19 protein-coding genes are annotated in these 14,851 nt (G+C 33.4%); 7 read left to right on the top strand and 12 right to left on the bottom strand.

All coding sequences use genetic code 11. The annotated features are described in order from the left end of the window. The first annotated feature begins 41 nt into the window (after nucleotides 1-41). Nucleotides 42-299 (top strand): hypothetical protein, encoded by a 258-nt coding sequence (locus DXU93_RS11745; RefSeq protein WP_116881487.1) that lies wholly within the window; start codon nucleotides 42-44, stop codon nucleotides 297-299. A gap of 11 nt (nucleotides 300-310) precedes the next feature. Here DXU93_RS11745 and DXU93_RS11740 read toward each other — a convergent pair whose 3' ends face one another. From DXU93_RS11740 to DXU93_RS11720, 4 genes are all read right to left on the bottom strand, one after another. Then, entirely contained in the window at nucleotides 311-1,120 is an 810-nt protein-coding gene (locus DXU93_RS11740) for a T9SS-dependent choice-of-anchor J family protein (RefSeq protein WP_116881486.1), read from the bottom strand. 312 nt (nucleotides 1,121-1,432) lie between these two features. Further along, nucleotides 1,433-2,014 (bottom strand): RNA polymerase sigma factor, encoded by a 582-nt coding sequence (locus DXU93_RS11730; RefSeq protein ID WP_116881484.1) that lies wholly within the window; start codon nucleotides 2,012-2,014, stop codon nucleotides 1,433-1,435. 208 nt (nucleotides 2,015-2,222) lie between these two features. After that, nucleotides 2,223-3,302 carry a DUF4249 family protein gene (locus DXU93_RS11725; RefSeq protein ID WP_116881483.1) on the bottom strand — a complete coding sequence of 360 codons (1,080 nt, stop codon included), beginning with the start codon at nucleotides 3,300-3,302 and terminating at the stop codon, nucleotides 2,223-2,225. A gap of 90 nt (nucleotides 3,303-3,392) precedes the next feature. Continuing rightward, on the bottom strand, nucleotides 3,393-4,457 hold the full coding sequence (locus DXU93_RS11720; RefSeq protein ID WP_116881482.1) for a VOC family protein: 1,065 nt from the start codon (nucleotides 4,455-4,457) through the stop codon (nucleotides 3,393-3,395). A gap of 106 nt (nucleotides 4,458-4,563) precedes the next feature. On the opposite strand from DXU93_RS11720, the gene DXU93_RS11715 reads away from it, so the two are divergent. Then, nucleotides 4,564-5,487 (top strand): lysophospholipid acyltransferase family protein, encoded by a 924-nt coding sequence (locus DXU93_RS11715; protein ID WP_116881481.1) that lies wholly within the window; start codon nucleotides 4,564-4,566, stop codon nucleotides 5,485-5,487. A 49-nt stretch (nucleotides 5,488-5,536) separates the two neighbouring features. On the opposite strand, the gene DXU93_RS11710 is transcribed toward DXU93_RS11715, so the two are convergent. From DXU93_RS11710 to DXU93_RS11700, 3 genes are read right to left on the bottom strand one after another with little or no spacing between them, the layout of a single operon-like run. Further along, nucleotides 5,537-6,094 carry a DUF4924 family protein gene (locus tag DXU93_RS11710; RefSeq protein WP_116881480.1) on the bottom strand — a complete coding sequence of 186 codons (558 nt, stop codon included), beginning with the start codon at nucleotides 6,092-6,094 and terminating at the stop codon, nucleotides 5,537-5,539. Nucleotides 6,095-6,123: 29 nt separating this feature from the next. Beyond that, complete coding sequence (locus tag DXU93_RS11705) at nucleotides 6,124-6,786, bottom strand: OmpH family outer membrane protein (protein WP_116881479.1); 663 nt, start codon at nucleotides 6,784-6,786, stop codon at nucleotides 6,124-6,126. Between the two features lie 3 nt (nucleotides 6,787-6,789). After that, nucleotides 6,790-7,050 (bottom strand): hypothetical protein, encoded by a 261-nt coding sequence (locus DXU93_RS11700; protein ID WP_116881478.1) that lies wholly within the window; start codon nucleotides 7,048-7,050, stop codon nucleotides 6,790-6,792. Between the two features lie 147 nt (nucleotides 7,051-7,197). Between DXU93_RS11700 and DXU93_RS11695 the strand changes: the two genes are divergently transcribed. Further along, nucleotides 7,198-8,043: a DUF1853 family protein gene (locus DXU93_RS11695; protein ID WP_116881477.1), complete on the top strand. Its 846-nt coding sequence runs from the start codon at nucleotides 7,198-7,200 to the stop codon at nucleotides 8,041-8,043. A 1-nt stretch (nucleotide 8,044) separates the two neighbouring features. On the opposite strand, the gene DXU93_RS11690 is transcribed toward DXU93_RS11695, so the two are convergent. From DXU93_RS11690 to DXU93_RS11675, 4 genes are all read right to left on the bottom strand, one after another. Further along, a complete protein-coding gene (locus DXU93_RS11690) occupies nucleotides 8,045-8,446 on the bottom strand; it encodes a DUF1987 domain-containing protein (protein WP_116881476.1) in 402 nt (133 codons plus the stop codon). A gap of 111 nt (nucleotides 8,447-8,557) precedes the next feature. Beyond that, nucleotides 8,558-9,472, bottom strand: a complete 915-nt coding sequence (locus tag DXU93_RS11685) for a hypothetical protein (protein WP_123776123.1) — start codon at nucleotides 9,470-9,472, stop codon at nucleotides 8,558-8,560. Then, nucleotides 9,390-10,073 carry a hypothetical protein gene (locus DXU93_RS11680; protein WP_116881474.1) on the bottom strand — a complete coding sequence of 228 codons (684 nt, stop codon included), beginning with the start codon at nucleotides 10,071-10,073 and terminating at the stop codon, nucleotides 9,390-9,392. Before DXU93_RS11680 ends, DXU93_RS11685 begins: the two co-directional genes overlap by 83 nt. After that, nucleotides 10,058-10,600, bottom strand: coding sequence for a DNA-3-methyladenine glycosylase I (locus tag DXU93_RS11675; RefSeq protein ID WP_116881473.1), 543 nt, complete (start codon nucleotides 10,598-10,600; stop codon nucleotides 10,058-10,060). Before DXU93_RS11675 ends, DXU93_RS11680 begins: the two co-directional genes overlap by 16 nt. Nucleotides 10,601-10,651: 51 nt before the next feature. Between DXU93_RS11675 and DXU93_RS11670 the strand changes: the two genes are divergently transcribed. After that, nucleotides 10,652-11,254 (top strand): acyltransferase, encoded by a 603-nt coding sequence (locus tag DXU93_RS11670; protein ID WP_116881472.1) that lies wholly within the window; start codon nucleotides 10,652-10,654, stop codon nucleotides 11,252-11,254. A gap of 81 nt (nucleotides 11,255-11,335) precedes the next feature. On the opposite strand, the gene DXU93_RS11665 is transcribed toward DXU93_RS11670, so the two are convergent. Further along, entirely contained in the window at nucleotides 11,336-11,779 is a 444-nt protein-coding gene (locus DXU93_RS11665) for a PaaI family thioesterase (RefSeq protein WP_116881471.1), read from the bottom strand. 104 nt (nucleotides 11,780-11,883) lie between these two features. On the opposite strand from DXU93_RS11665, the gene DXU93_RS11660 reads away from it, so the two are divergent. The 3 genes from DXU93_RS11660 (at nucleotide 11,884) to DXU93_RS11650 (ending at nucleotide 14,360) form a co-directional block, all read left to right on the top strand. Beyond that, nucleotides 11,884-12,369, top strand: a complete 486-nt coding sequence (locus tag DXU93_RS11660; protein ID WP_116881470.1) for a hypothetical protein — start codon at nucleotides 11,884-11,886, stop codon at nucleotides 12,367-12,369. A gap of 105 nt (nucleotides 12,370-12,474) precedes the next feature. Beyond that, nucleotides 12,475-13,038 (top strand): L-threonylcarbamoyladenylate synthase, encoded by a 564-nt coding sequence (locus tag DXU93_RS11655; protein ID WP_116881469.1) that lies wholly within the window; start codon nucleotides 12,475-12,477, stop codon nucleotides 13,036-13,038. Between the two features lie 2 nt (nucleotides 13,039-13,040). After that, on the top strand, nucleotides 13,041-14,360 hold the full coding sequence (locus tag DXU93_RS11650) for a DEAD/DEAH box helicase (protein ID WP_116881468.1): 1,320 nt from the start codon (nucleotides 13,041-13,043) through the stop codon (nucleotides 14,358-14,360). Nucleotides 14,361-14,851 lie beyond the last annotated feature (491 nt).

Genomic DNA, 14,851 nt, shown 5'->3' with positions numbered 1-14,851 from the left:
GTACATCTGTGTTCTAAAATCGTTCAAAATTTACGAAATTAATGCATAAATACACAAAAAAAGAATTTACACGATCAAGCCTACAGCAACGATATCTTATTTTAAAAGAACAAGGGGAATACATTGCTGCAAGACAAATTGGAGACCATAGGGTGTACCTCTATGCCGTTTCTAATTTTTATGTGGAAATGTGGATACTATTTTGCATCAATGAAATCAGATGGATTGAAATCCAAGAAAATCAGAACATCATCAATGAATATGCGGATAATGTTAAGTTAAACGACCTCAAAGATTAAAGATAAACAAATTAGTTTTCTACGATAATCTTACTGCGAGAAACACCTTGATCAGTTTTAACTAATGTAAAGTAAATTCCCTTGTCAAGGTGATTGACATCAATACTTAATTGAGAAGATGAAGTATTTTTATCCAACACTTTTTGGCCAAAAGAATTGAAAATTTGAATGCTTTCAATTTTTGCATTACCAGCAGACAAATTTAAAACATCAGTTGTTGGATTAGGGTAAATAGCTACCTCAATTTTCTCATCGGCAACTGACAACGGATCTTGTTCTCTAACATATAGACTATCCATATATAATTTAAAACCGTTGTAGGTAGTATTTACAAATGCCAAATAAATGGTTTCGTTTGCATATTCTTCCAAAGATTCAGTATGTGACGACCAATATGGAGTTTCATTACTCACAACAGTTAATGTATCGGTAAAATCAGAAAGACTATTTCCAGTTGTTGAAACCATCACTTTATACGAATCAGGAAAGGAAGGGTCGTGAGACATAGTATTCCAAGAAACAAAATTTCCTGAAGCACCTAAGGTCATTTGAGAAGTAATCAACCAACGATCAGCTCTATCTACAGGACTAAAATAAGAAGTACTTGAAGCCGTACCGTTTGAAGAATCCATTGGGTCTTCTTTTGGGATCCATGCTTCAGTATATTCCTGCACATCATTTGCGACAGTATTTCCATCATTATCGATAAGTGTAAACGTAGATGGTAAGGTTGGCGCATCAAAGTTTTCTTCTAAGATTGTTACTTGTCCTATTACAGAAAGACCAAAAACTAATGCAAACGATGTTAAGATATACTTCATTTATTTATAAATTTCATTAAAGTCATGTGCTATAAACAACACAAGACAAATGTAATAAATTCATAGACAAAATTGACATTGAAAAAATAAAGAAAGCGTTAAAGTATGTGTATTTTCTATAGATTAAAGTTTAAAAATGAGAGATTAAAAAAAATAGGGCTACAGCGGTAGTTCCCACTGTGCCCCAAAAAGTTATTTTTTTCCAATTTTTATACGGATCCTTTTTCAAACCGTTAAGAATTGCGTCAAAGTTTTGATGTTTTTTAATATCATCGGAAGATAATTTCCACCGATTATAGACTAGTTTTCGTTTCATAAGCAGTTATTTTTATTAAATGATTTTTTCAATTTCTCCAATGCCCTAAAGGTTTTAACTTTCGCATTATTTTCTTTAGCAGAGATAATTTCACCAATCTCTCTATATGGTCTTCCTTCAAAATAACGCAATTCAATCAATTGTAAATCTGTTGAGTTTAGCTCTTTCAAGGCATTAAACAAACGTTTTTTATTGATGTTATTGGTTTCTTCTTCAAAAACCTCCATAAATGTAGCGACTTGAGTATTGTCAATATTAATGGTTCGTTTCGCTTTGTTATCTCGAAATGACTGATTTAATTCACTCTTCGCAATTCGGTATAACCAAGAAGACAATGGCAGTCCACGAAATTCAAATCTTTTAAGGTTTTTAATTGCCTTTAGAAAGACTTGTGATGTGACATCACTAGCCGCTTGCTTATCATCCATACGTTGATAAATATAACGAAAAATTTGCTCATGGTATTTTTTGTACAACGGGGCAAATTCCTTGGGGTCTTTCTTGGCCATCTCAATCCAGTTTCGCTCTTGTAGGAGCATCTGGTCTGAGTGATGGTAAATGGGGTTTACAGTTCTCATAGTTTTAATATTTGGGTTTTTGGGGAATTAAACATTGCTTGCAGACAATATTTAAGTTGCTATGAAATTCAGAAAAATAAACTTTTCAAACTTCACTTCACATTTATTAACGTAAAATTCTGAGAAATATTATAAACTTAAGTCCAAAAAAAATGATGCTACTCTCAGGAGCAGCATCATTTCAATATGATTAACTATGAACTAAAACCTAGTTACATGCAAATGATGTAGTATTATCACCAGGTATTGGACTACAAAACTTTAATGTATTTGTGAATTGTCCATTACATAATTCTCTAGTTGAATTTTGATTTAAAGCTCTTGTGAAAGGCGGTGTATAAGACGCCTTATATTGTGTAAAAGTTAACCTCGATGAAAAAATTCCTAGCGCACCATCAACATTAGAATATGTTGGCTGATTCTGTGCTAAAGAAGATGTTGGTTCGTTGGTTAACATATAAGTATATAAATCGTCTGACCCTGCTGTTAATATAAGCTCAAAACCATCAACTTCTCTTTTTACTACATCTTCATTTGAAGTAATATTGGCCGAAACAAATTCATAAAACTGTTGACCAGAAGCTGATATTGTAGCACTTGTAGATGTTGCAGAGGCATTATCTGATTCACCGATATTCCATAAAATAGATTTTACTTCGTTGGAAGAAGAAGTGTACTCTCTATAATCAAAACGCATTTGTAATTTATAAATCGGCGCTGAATTAGATTTTGAAAATGTAATTGGTGTACTACGGTAACCATTGTTTGCAACATCGTTCTCAGCAAAATTCAAAGATTGATTTGTTTGTGGGTAGCTAATAGAAACTCCTTTCACCAATGATGTTTCACCAGTAACAGTATGCACACCATTATCTATATTTACATTCAATTGATAAACGGCATCTTCATTTAACTTTTCAGCAGAATTAGATGCGTCAACCTTGAAAAAATACAACTTTTGTTCTGGACCATAAAAGACACCATCCTTTTTATTTTGAATCACAGTATCTTGAAGCGTCCACTCTCTTGTCTCTATATTATCAACATACTCTGTCACTGTAGCCTCAACGTTATCAAAATAAGAGTATTCTGCATCCTTGGCAAATTCATTTGCATTCCCTTCTTCTAAGAATGTCTTATTCAGTTTCATAAATTGGTAATCTTTACCTTGATCTAAAAGAAAATGAACCACAGGAGTTTCCTCGTATTCCCCATTCACACTGAATTTTGTATTACATGAAACAGCAAGAGCAGCAATCACACCAAAGAAGAAATATTTTTTTAACATACTTTAAATTTTGATTTTATAAAATTAATAAAAATATATTCCCTTCAGGTACTGATTAATCATTAATCAATACAATTCAGGATTTACAATTTACTTAACACGATTCATTCCCATCGCTTTAAGCATCCATTTCGGCAAAGATTTCTTCGGGGCTCTATTTTTCAAATTGATATACCAGCCAATTTTTTTCATTACTGGAACTTTATGTGTTTCTACAAATTCTATCCATGCTCCATCTGGATCTTCAATGTATGAAAATCTTCCTCCTGCTTCTCCCATGTCAAATGTTGCTCCACTATCAACGGTAAAAGGAAAACCAGCTGCTTCACATTCTTTCTGTAATTGATCCATATTTCTTACGTCAAAACATAAATGAATGAAGCCCCAATCTCCCCAAAAACGATCTTGGAATATTCTTTTACAGTCTGTTCTTTCAATAGCTTGAACTAATTCAATTTTTGTAGGACCTAACAAAGGAGCAAAAGGACCTTGTCTCGTTTCAGGATGAGCTAACAATACACGACGTAATTTTTTATCTCCCATTGGTAAATCAGAAAAACAATCAAATACTTCAGTTTCGTCATATTCAACTTTAGAGTATCCTAAAATATCAGCATAAAGTTTCATTGCCTTATCTATATCGCTCACTCCAATCATAACTCCGGCTGCTCCACCAGTTTTTCCTTCAAACTTTGTCTTTTGAAAAACGGTTTCTTCTTTGACAACATTAAAGATATTTCCATTAGGATCTTCCACAAAAAAATGTGGCTCGCCATGTGGAGTTTGCTTCAATTCACCAAGAACTTTGGCTCCGTTTGACTTCATATAGTTGAAAGAAGCTTGAACGTCTCTTGATTTAATACGACAGATATATAATCCAAAATCACCTAACTGTATATCAAACTTAGGCTTTTCTGTATCACGACTTGTAAATTGCCAGATTTCAAATCCACCTCCACCTTCCATGGAAAGTGCAAGTGTTGCTGTTCTAGAATGTACTTTATCACCAGTATACCTTGTCATTAAAGGTGCTTCTGCTGCTTCTTCAAAAATTCTAACATCTACTCCAAAGAACTTACGGTACCATTTCCAGATTTCCTGAACATTTGGAACTCCAATTCCAATTTGTTGAATACCACTGATGATTTTTTCCATTTTTTAACTGTATTAATTTGATATCACAAATTTAAAATTCTTTTACAATTACCTGCTAGGTGTGGCAAGAGTTAATCTTAATTTATACTTTTACAAAAAAGTCAAAATGTTTAGTGCTTTCGCATATTATGTATTGGTTTATCCGCTTTCATTACTTCCACTTCGTGTGTTGTACCTTTTTACGGATTTCTTTTTTCTTTTATTGATTACTGTTGTTCCTTACCGAAGAAAAGTAGTCCGCGGAAATATAGAACGTTCTTTTCCTGAGTTATCAACTCAAGAACATCGTAAAATTGAACGTAAGTTTTATCATCACTTTACAGATTTATTGGCTGAAGCAACAAAAAATCTCAGCATTTCTAAAACACAGTTGCTGAAACGTTTTAAGGTGGAGAACCCTGAAGTTATGGATGAACTTTACCGTAAAAACAAGAATGTGCTTTTAGTTTCTGGACACTACAACAATTGGGAATGGTTAATTACTGGCCAAAACCTATTATTCAAGCACAAAGCTGTTGGAATAGGTATGCCGCTCAGTAATGGATTTTGGGATAAAAAACTCAATGGAAGACGATCTAGATTTGGAATGAAAGTCATTCATTCAAAGATTGTGCATGAATTTTTCAGTAATAATAAAGAAACAATCTCAACTCTCGTTTTGGCTGATCAATCTCCTGGCGATGCAAAGAAATGTTATTGGATGGAATTTTTAAATCAGCCTTCAGGTATTCTATTTGGACCAGAAATGTTAGCCAATCAATATGATCAAGCGGTTGTTTACTTTAGCATACACAAACAAAAGCGTGGACATTATACAATGCGCTTAAAGGAAATTACTTCAACGCCACGCGCATTAGCATATGGTGAAATAACGGAGGAATTTGCTAAATTATTAGAAGAAACAATAAAAGAAGCACCAGAGTATTGGATTTGGTCACACAAAAGATGGAAGAGAAAAGTTCCTAAAGATTTATCCGCTTTAAAAGAAGAGCAAATCAAGAAATTCAACGACCGATTTAGGTCCAAATAAAAAAGACCACCTAAAGGCAGTCTTTCTCAATTTTAAAAAATTTTATTTGCTATTTAGCTGGCTCAAACATACTCATATCACCTGCTTTCATTTGATGATAAGCTTTGGTTAAATAGGCCAAAACGATTCTCATTGTATCAAATGCCGCTTCGCTTTCTGCACTAACCTCCTTACCTTGAAGCTTCAATAGTAACTTCATGTATAATGCTTGAAAACAAACCTCAACGATATTAAGTGCACCTAAGTCACTTTTCTTTTGAAAAGCTTCTACATTTTCTTCTGCTGCAGTCAACAAGTCCAAATATTTTTGGTCTTTTACAACATCTTTTAATGTATTGTGCAAGTAAATCATCTCCGTGATCACCTCTCCTAATCGGTGTAAATGTCCTTTCGTTTCTAATCCACGAGACTTCATTTCTTGAATGATATCCTCATACCATTTCACAGCTTCAAGCTCAAGTGATTCACTTTTTACTTGTGGTCGAATGACATTGGCTCTTATTTTTTCAATATTAAAGTTATAAGCACGTATCATGTCCTCTACTTGATACATGTATATTACATACTCCGCAATATTACTTTGTAATTTTTCTTGTGATATAAACATAACTTCAATTTATTTTAAAATAAGGTCTATTATTGGTCAGACTCTTCGTTTTGCATTGCTTCAACCTCTTCTTCAAATCCTGACATCAATTCTTCTTCTCTTTTATTAAGATACTTGATGAAATCATCAGTCACATCATAAGCATCATTGATAAAAGTGATTTGACCTCCTTTTTGATAAAAGAATAATAAATCGATATCGTTTTTATTCGCGAATTCTTTTCCAGCCTGAGCAATTTTATTCATCAAATTTGTTTGATAATCCATTGACTCCCTTTGGAGTGCTGCACCACGTTGCTGCTCGAATTGTTGGATAGACTGCTGTTTTTCCATTGCAGTTTGTTGAATTCCATCAATTTGATAACCTGTGATTTCGTTATTCTCCATTTTCTTCTGGATGTCTGCTTCATACGCTTGATATGCACGGTATTTCGCTTCTAATTCACGTTGAAAATTCATTTCTTTCACCTTTAAGATCGAATCAATTTCTTTATAGAAACCAAATTGTGTAGCGATAGAATCTTGGTAGTAAAACGCCATAGCTAAACCATTATTCTCTTTTTTACTTTCGGTTTGCTCAACTGGTTTTGAGGTGTTTTCAGAGTTGGTATCATTTGAAGATGTCTCTGCACATGATGCCATTAATAATGTTGCACTTAATCCTAAAATTGTTTTAGAAATATATTTTTTCATCGCTTATGAATTTGTTATGTTAGTATTTTTATTTTTAAATGACTCTTCCCAGTCGGCACGCATATCAATGAATCTCTTCAAACATTTAGACAAAAACTCATTTGTAATCATCGCCTTAACATCTGCTAATCCCATGACGTCAAGTTCTCCAATTTTATAACTTTGTTCAAATTGACCTAACTCAATTTTCACCGTATATTTCCCATTATAAGAGAAAATCTGAATCTTGAAACGTTCATGCGGTATTGTATCTACTACTCTCATATTATTCTATTTATTTTTGAATAATTTCAGCACAAAAATATCAATTCAAATAGGATTGGCAAAGGATTTGAATTTTTTAAATGTGTTTCCAGAAATGTTATTGCATACACACGTTTATTAATTCCAAAATATACTATCTTTAAAAATATGAATGATTCGGTTTTTAGAGCAATAAAGAACAACACAGTTAGAGACTTATACTGGTTGGTATTTTCTGATTCCCCCTTAAAAGACGAATATGATTTAAAGCCCTTTGATCAGTTTCCGAAATCTATTTTAAAAGAATGGAAACAACAATGTGCCGACTATTTTAATCATTTGGATGATCGACCCAATGATTTAATTCTTTTTACAAATCGAAAGAAAAATAAGCGATTGGGGTTTTATGCTGAATCACTCCTCTCCTACTTTTTTCAGACTTTTGAACCAATAGAATTACTCCTTCAGAATTATCAAATTATAGAAAATAAAAGAACAGTTGGAGAATTAGATTTTATCATTCGATACAAAGGTAAGGTGATTCATTTAGAGTGTGCAGTCAAATATTATCTTTTACGGCATTCTACACAAATTAACTCGGCTAAGTACTGGGTCGGACCGCGATTACGTGACAATTTAGACTTAAAACTAAACAAAATTATCCATCAGCAACTTCCTCTAGGACGGAGAAAGGAAGTCTTCGAAAAAATCAATGTAGAGATTGATGATTCTTACCTTTTTTTGAAAGGAATATTTTTTATCGAAGATGTAAGTTTGGGTGGTGGAGAAATCGCAAGATCGCCCAATACATATATTCGACAATCAGATTTACATAATATAAATACAACACCTATTCAGCTTTTACAAAAACCTTTTTGGTTATCTTCAACAGTTACTGAAATACGTGATCCTTCTGATTCGCTTCAATTGAAAGAACCATTATCGGAACCTAAGCTATTTTTATTTGATGATGGAATATCGAGATTTATTGTTCCCAATGATTGGAAAGAATAGTTTAAGCATATTGTTCCAGTTTTTCAGTTACAATCATTTCAAATTGGAAAGGCACATTCACGACACATGAAAAATCGAGTCCAGCTTCTTTCATTTCAAAATCATCATTAGAAAACTTCCAAATTACTTCAGTTTCTAATCCAGATTCATGAATTTCATTTAACTTATAGAGAAGAAATAAAATTTGTTTTGAAGAGGAAATATTAAAATAGTCGAGGTTAAAGGTAATTTGAGTCATTGAATAAGGGGTGGTCGCATAGGCATAGAACCACTTGAGTACAGGTTCCCAAAAACCATCTTCAGGTTCAGAAATTGCTCTTCCTTCTATCAACATCTTCCCTGTTTGGGCATTAAAATTGATTTTAGGTGTTTTTGCCGATGCTTCTAATTCAAATTCCTTCATTTGCTAATTAAAAATTGGAAGCCGCAATATCTTAATTTTTTTAATTAAAAAAAATATTTTACCTGCTTATTCTATTTATTTTATGGTAGCATTAATTGATTTTAGAAATGTTCATCTTTTATTCAAAAATTCAAATACACCTTCAACAGCTTCCTTTTCCACACCTCCCATTTCGTAACCCATTGAAGACAAGGTAGATTTCAATTCTTCTTGAAAATAATATGCTACACTACCGATAAAATGTATTGGATGATTCTCTTGAATAGGCAATAAAGCAGTTTTACAGAAGTCAGAAAAAGCTTCTTTTAAAATTTTAAAAATAACTGGATCATCAGAATATTTACGGACAATTTTTGTGAGGCCTGCAATTTTCATTCTCCCATCAGACTCTTGAACACGATGAACAATCGATCTATATTCAAAATAGGTATCGATTTCTTTTGTAATTTCTGAGGGTAATTGATGATTTAAATGTTGAACTATCAGACGTTTTCCTATATCAAAACCACTACCTTCATCTCCTAGCATATATCCTAAACCAGAGCTTTGCTGAATAACTTTTTCTCCATTAAAAAGCGCCGCAACAGCACCAGTACCTATAATACCTACCATACCTCTTTTTTGTCCTAAATGAGCAACACAAGCAGCATGAAGATCAGTTTGAACTTGTTGTACATCCAAACCAAAAGCTTCTAGGAATTTCTTGATTTTAACTTTAGCCTCTTCACTTTCACAGCCTGCACCAAAAAAATGAACTTCCTGATTTTGAAGCTGATGTTCTTGAACTAAAGCTTTGATTGTTTCAGCTTTGGTCGAATTAAGTTCTTGCGGATGTAATCCAATTGTACGAAAGGAATCTTTACCCCTCAAATCATTAGGTAGATTAAAAACCCAAGTGGATTTTGTTCCACCACTTTCAATAACAATCATACAGCGGTAAAAATTAATACCAATCGAAACGGTATCCCAAGTTAAAGCTAAAAGATAAAGGAGATATTTCACGACCCAAAATAGTGTATGGATCATATAGTCCTGTGATTAATTCTACGCCCATATCAAACATTAAAGCACCTCTGTATGGCAATTGGTATTTTACACCAGCAGTCCCTCCAAAAGCAAACAATAGTGAGTATTGAGGTTCTAATCCTGTTAGTGGTTGTTGTGGATTTGATGATGTTTGATAATCATCTGGATTAATACCTGATGGTAATTTATAATCAACTCTTACAGAAGATAAAATACCTTTGATGTGTGGTCCTGCAAACAATGAAAAGCCAACATCATAATCATTGATAAAATAATACCTTGTTCCTCCATCTACTGCAAAATAAGATGTTGAAGTTACTACATCTGCAGTTAATTTTGATGGCGTCGTATTAAAATCGATAGCTTCAATATCTGCTGTTTGACTCGCACTTTCGGGAAACATATATGAAGCACGAACTAATAGTGTTGCATCACTAAATTTTGGTACCTCGGCAAAGGCATTCAAACCGAAGCGGTTAACATCAGTATTTAATCCATGAAAAGAACTTAGACCTCCACCAATTGAATATTGCGTTAAACCGACATTAGTCAGTAGCATAAAAATTAAACTTGTTGCTGCAACGATTATTTTATTTCCCATTTCGGCTTACTTTTTATTACTTTATTATAAATTTCACATTCTTGATCATGAGCACCTTGTAAATAACTTGTACTCATTAGGAACTCCTCAACAATTTTTTCTCCCGTAAATTTAAAGTTTTTTCTAAACAACTTGGTCCACTCTTTTAATGAATACCCTATATGTTTATCTAACCACAATTTAAAACTACCATTTTTATTTTGAATATTCATAATTTGTTTGGCATTATAAATTACAGCTTCAATTTTTCTACGGTTCCGAATTATTCCTGAATTATTCATCAATTCTTCTATTTTCTCCTCATCATACTTTGCGACTACATTAATTTTAAAACCATCAAAAGCTTTAAAAAAGTGCTCTTCTTTTTTGAGAATCATAGCCCAATTCAAACCAGCTTGATTTATTTCTAGAATCAATCGCCCAAATAATTCATCGTCATCATCAACCCGAAAACCATACCTAAAATCATGATATTTCTTGTCGAGATGTTTTTCATCTAAATCTTTTGTAAATTCGCAATAACTCATCTTTTATAAAACGTATAATTGTATAATATAGTTTAAGAAAAACGTTAAAAAATGGCAAATATATTTGAATTTAATGGTTTCAAACCAGTTATTCACCCTTCAAGTTTTATTCATCCAAATGCAACTGTTACTGGAAATGTGATTATAGGAAAGGATGTTTATATTGGTCCAGGTGCTGCAATCCGCGGTGATTGGGGTAAAATCATTATTAAAGATGGTTGTAATGTTCAAGAAAATTGTACTATTCACATGTTTCCTGGAACAACAGTTACCCTAAACGAAGGTGCGCACATAGGACACGGCGCAATTATCCACGGAGGTACGATTGGCGCTAACTGTTTAATCGGGATGAACACCGTTGTGATGGACGATGCTATCATTGGAGAAGAATGTATTATTGGTGCTTTGAGTTTTGTTGCAGCTAAAGCTCAAATTCCAAGAAGAAGTTTAGCTGTCGGAAACCCTGCGAAGGTGATCAAAGAAGTGAGTCAGCAAATGATTGATTGGAAATCGAAAGGAACAGCGCTTTATCAGCAACTTCCGCAAGAATGTTACGACACCTTGAAACCTTGTGAGCCATTGACAGAGGAAGAGGAAGATCGACCAAGTCAAGAATCAATGTTTAGTACTTGGGAGAAAATAAAATCCGAATAAATTCGAATTTCATTAGTTTGAAGTTTGAGTCTTGAGTAAAGAGATGATAGTGACTAGTAATTAAATAAATTTTACATGTAATTAATTATTTTCTTCCAGCATTTTAAATGCTTTCTCGGCTGGGTAAGCGTTAAAAGTTCCACTCGCTTTTGCCACTAAAACATTATCCTGATTAGTTACGGCAGCTTCAACATAAAGTAATCTTTTTCCTGCAGAAACAACTTTACCTACAGAAGTTAGTACATCACCCAAACGAACAGGTTTTAAATAATTGACATGCAATTCAACAGTACTCACAACATTATCATTCTGTCCGGCCACTGTAAGTGCAGCTACGCCTAAGGTTCCGTCAATTACTGCAGCAACAACACCTCCATGAGCTGCGATTGGTGTTGCTAAATGTTTTTCCTTGATTTCGATAATGTACTTTGCTTCTCCTTCCTTTAAAACTTCCAAATCCATTTCTAGATAAGTACCAAACTTATTAGAAGCTTTATACATTTTCAATATCTTTTCGTCAATCATTGCCTTTAATTTTTCACAAAAGTAATGGATTTATCAAAGCTTAAGGAAATTAAAAAGATAAAAGCCTTAACTTTGAAATAGAGAGCATCAAATCAAATTAAAATATGGGCTTATTTAAACGCAATAAAAATGAAAATTCAAAACCAGCCGAAAAGAAAGCATCTAAAGTAAAGTTGAGACCTTTTGAATATCATCCAAAGATCATTTTGGCGTGGGCGAAGGGAATTGAAGGACACAGCAAGCTTCTAGACTATTTACATGAACAAGGGTTCAATGAATTAGTAATGGCTACACATGCTATTCGTTTGAAAGATGAGGCCAGAGAATGGTTGATGCAAAACGGGTATCCTCATGTAATGGCGATGATTAACGCCGCAGAAGGAAATGCTCAGGCTAAAAAATGGTTAATGCAAAATAACTTCTTACTTTTTTACAACATGGCCATTGCGATTGATGGTGACCCGGACGGATTTAAATGGATCAATAAGAACAGTAGTCAAGAATATTTTCTGTTGACAAAAGTCATCAAAGATGTAAAGGATGAAATTGAGGAAGGTCATAACGATATTCACAAGCGAGGAACTGATTAATATAGATTCGTTTACAATACAAAAAATGAGTTATAACAACATAAGCTCATGTTAAATCGGGATAATACAATTGAAGGTTGTATTTTTGTCAAAAATTAAATTGCATTGGAAAAAAAGGTTAACATTCACGAAGCAGCAGAAGGTTTAAAAAATGGAAAAACGATCCTTTACCCGACAGATACTGTATGGGGAATTGGCTGTGATGCGAGTAATGAAGAAGCAATTCAAAAAGTCAATGAGATAAAAAACCGTGATGGTGAAAAATCATTTATCGTTTTGGTGGACAGTGTGGCGATGTTAGAACGATACGTTACTGATTTTCCAGATGTTTGTTATGACTTAATTGACTTTACTGAGGAGCCATTAACGATTATCTACGATCAACCTAGAAATTTACCAAAAGCACTATTAGCCAAGGATGGTTCGATTGGAATTCGTGTTACCAATGACATGAATTGCAAAAAGTTAATCCAAAAAATAAGAAAACCACTTGTTTCTACAAGTGCAAATATTTCCGGTAAACCAACAGCAACGCAATTTGATGAAATTGATGAGTCCATTATTTCATCAGTAGATTTAATTTTAAACGAAAGAACAAAAGAAGTGATGCGAAAGCCTTCTTCCATTATTAAGGTTGGAAGTAATCACAACGTAAAAGTAATACGATAAGCATGAAATTTGAAGAAATAAAATTAACCAAGCAACTCTTGAATGCCCTGAATGATCAGAACATTACAGAAATGACACCAATTCAAGAGAAGGCCATACCGAAGGTTTTGGCAGGAACCGACGTTATCGGGATCGCTCAAACAGGTACAGGTAAAACCTTGGCATATTTACTTCCAATTTTACGTGATTTAAAGTTTACAGAATCAACACATCCAAGGGTTTTAATTCTTGTTCCTACACGTGAATTAGCAGTTCAGGTAGCTACAGAGGTTGAGAAATTAACTGAATACATGTCTACAAGAACAATTGCAGTTTATGGAGGAACAAACATCAATACGCAAAAGAAAGCTGTTTATGAAGGTTGTGATGTGATTATCGGAACTCCAGGTAGACTTTATGATATTGCAATGACTGGACTTTTAAGATTGAAAGAAATCAAGAAAGTGGTGATTGACGAATGTGATGAAATGTTGAGTTTAGGATTCAGACCTCAAATTCAAAGAATTTTTGATTTATTGCCGAATAAAAGACAAAACCTTTTGTTCTCTGCAACCATTTCTAATGACGTTGATGAAATCGTTTCTACGTTTTTTAGAAAGACTGAGAAAATTATTGCGGCACCATCTGGAACACCGTTACAGAAAATTAATCAGTCTGCCTTTGCCACAAATAACTTTAATACTAAGTACAATTTATTAAAGTATTTATTGGAAAAAGATGAGCGCATTGAAAGGGTATTCATATTTACAAAATCCAGAGCCTATGCCGATTTACTTTTCGAAAGAATAGAGGCTGATTACCCAGAACAGTTTGGTGTAATACACAGTAATAAATCTCAGAACTTCCGTTTAAGAATGGTGGATGAATTTAAAACGCAGGCCATTAAAGGAATTGTAGCAACAGATCTTGTTTCTCGTGGTATTGACATTGAAGATGTGAGTCACGTAATTAATTTTGATTTACCTGAAGACAAAGAGCAATACATGCACAGGATTGGTAGAACTGGTCGTGCAGAAGCGGAAGGAAACACAATTTCATTCATCAAAGAGGAGGACAAAGTAATGTTTGATGAAATCCAATCTTTCATGAATTTACAGATTTCAATTGAATCGCTTCCAGAGGATGTTGAAGTTTCTACAGAGCCTATCCCAATGGAGTTTGAGCCAGATATTCACGATGCTCCAACAATGTTAAACCCAAAGCACTCAATTGGAGAAGGAGAACGAAATCAAGCCTCTCCAAAAGCGGAAAAAAGAAATATTCGTCCAATCGAAAAGAAGATTGAACGTAAGAAAGCAAGGAAAAATAAACGTAGGAAATAAACTGTTTTTATATCGAAAGGAGCAGGATGAACTCATCTAAAAACATGCTCGTTGTTGAATGTTAAATAATATATTAAAAAGAATAAATTTAAAGTTTGATTTAATTCTCACGTGGAAGTCCTCTTCTAAAATGAGAAATGGAATTCGAATACTTTTTATTTTATTCATTTTGTTTATTACTCAGAAAACGTTTGCATCAGCAAATGCCTTAACAAGGAATAATCTATTAATATTTTCTATCATTTTAGGACTAGTGCTAATTCAAATATTCATGCACAGGTTAATCAAACGCTTAGATCAATCAAAATATGATTTGTACCTTAGTCAATTCTCCTATCAAACATATATATATTTGACATTTCGATTTTACCTCATTTTTGCTTCAAGCATTTTAGGAATAATCTATTGGTTAAGATAAAAAGCATAACATCATGGAGTGTATCTTAAAACTATTATACCACTTTCCTATCTAAGCTAACTTCGATAGGAAA

Origin of the sequence: Brumimicrobium aurantiacum (assembly GCF_003402975.1) — a bacterium.
Taxonomy (GTDB): domain Bacteria; phylum Bacteroidota; class Bacteroidia; order Flavobacteriales_D; family Crocinitomicaceae; genus Brumimicrobium; species Brumimicrobium aurantiacum.
This window is presented reverse-complemented; position numbering and strand designations above follow the sequence as displayed.

Coding starts and splice junctions, on each gene's coding strand:
- DXU93_RS11745 (WP_116881487.1), top strand. CDS start 42: ATGCATAAATACACAAAAAAAGAATTTACACGATCAAGCCTACAGCAA.
- DXU93_RS11740 (WP_116881486.1), bottom strand. CDS start 1,120: ATGAAGTATATCTTAACATCGTTTGCATTAGTTTTTGGTCTTTCTGTA.
- DXU93_RS11730 (WP_116881484.1), bottom strand. CDS start 2,014: ATGAGAACTGTAAACCCCATTTACCATCACTCAGACCAGATGCTCCTA.
- DXU93_RS11725 (WP_116881483.1), bottom strand. CDS start 3,302: ATGTTAAAAAAATATTTCTTCTTTGGTGTGATTGCTGCTCTTGCTGTT.
- DXU93_RS11720 (WP_116881482.1), bottom strand. CDS start 4,457: ATGGAAAAAATCATCAGTGGTATTCAACAAATTGGAATTGGAGTTCCA.
- DXU93_RS11715 (WP_116881481.1), top strand. CDS start 4,564: ATGTTTAGTGCTTTCGCATATTATGTATTGGTTTATCCGCTTTCATTA.
- DXU93_RS11710 (WP_116881480.1), bottom strand. CDS start 6,094: ATGTTTATATCACAAGAAAAATTACAAAGTAATATTGCGGAGTATGTA.
- DXU93_RS11705 (WP_116881479.1), bottom strand. CDS start 6,786: ATGAAAAAATATATTTCTAAAACAATTTTAGGATTAAGTGCAACATTA.
- DXU93_RS11700 (WP_116881478.1), bottom strand. CDS start 7,050: ATGAGAGTAGTAGATACAATACCGCATGAACGTTTCAAGATTCAGATT.
- DXU93_RS11695 (WP_116881477.1), top strand. CDS start 7,198: ATGAATGATTCGGTTTTTAGAGCAATAAAGAACAACACAGTTAGAGAC.
- DXU93_RS11690 (WP_116881476.1), bottom strand. CDS start 8,446: ATGAAGGAATTTGAATTAGAAGCATCGGCAAAAACACCTAAAATCAAT.
- DXU93_RS11685 (WP_123776123.1), bottom strand. CDS start 9,472: ATGATCCATACACTATTTTGGGTCGTGAAATATCTCCTTTATCTTTTA.
- DXU93_RS11680 (WP_116881474.1), bottom strand. CDS start 10,073: ATGGGAAATAAAATAATCGTTGCAGCAACAAGTTTAATTTTTATGCTA.
- DXU93_RS11675 (WP_116881473.1), bottom strand. CDS start 10,600: ATGAGTTATTGCGAATTTACAAAAGATTTAGATGAAAAACATCTCGAC.
- DXU93_RS11670 (WP_116881472.1), top strand. CDS start 10,652: ATGGCAAATATATTTGAATTTAATGGTTTCAAACCAGTTATTCACCCT.
- DXU93_RS11665 (WP_116881471.1), bottom strand. CDS start 11,779: ATGATTGACGAAAAGATATTGAAAATGTATAAAGCTTCTAATAAGTTT.
- DXU93_RS11660 (WP_116881470.1), top strand. CDS start 11,884: ATGGGCTTATTTAAACGCAATAAAAATGAAAATTCAAAACCAGCCGAA.
- DXU93_RS11650 (WP_116881468.1), top strand. CDS start 13,041: ATGAAATTTGAAGAAATAAAATTAACCAAGCAACTCTTGAATGCCCTG.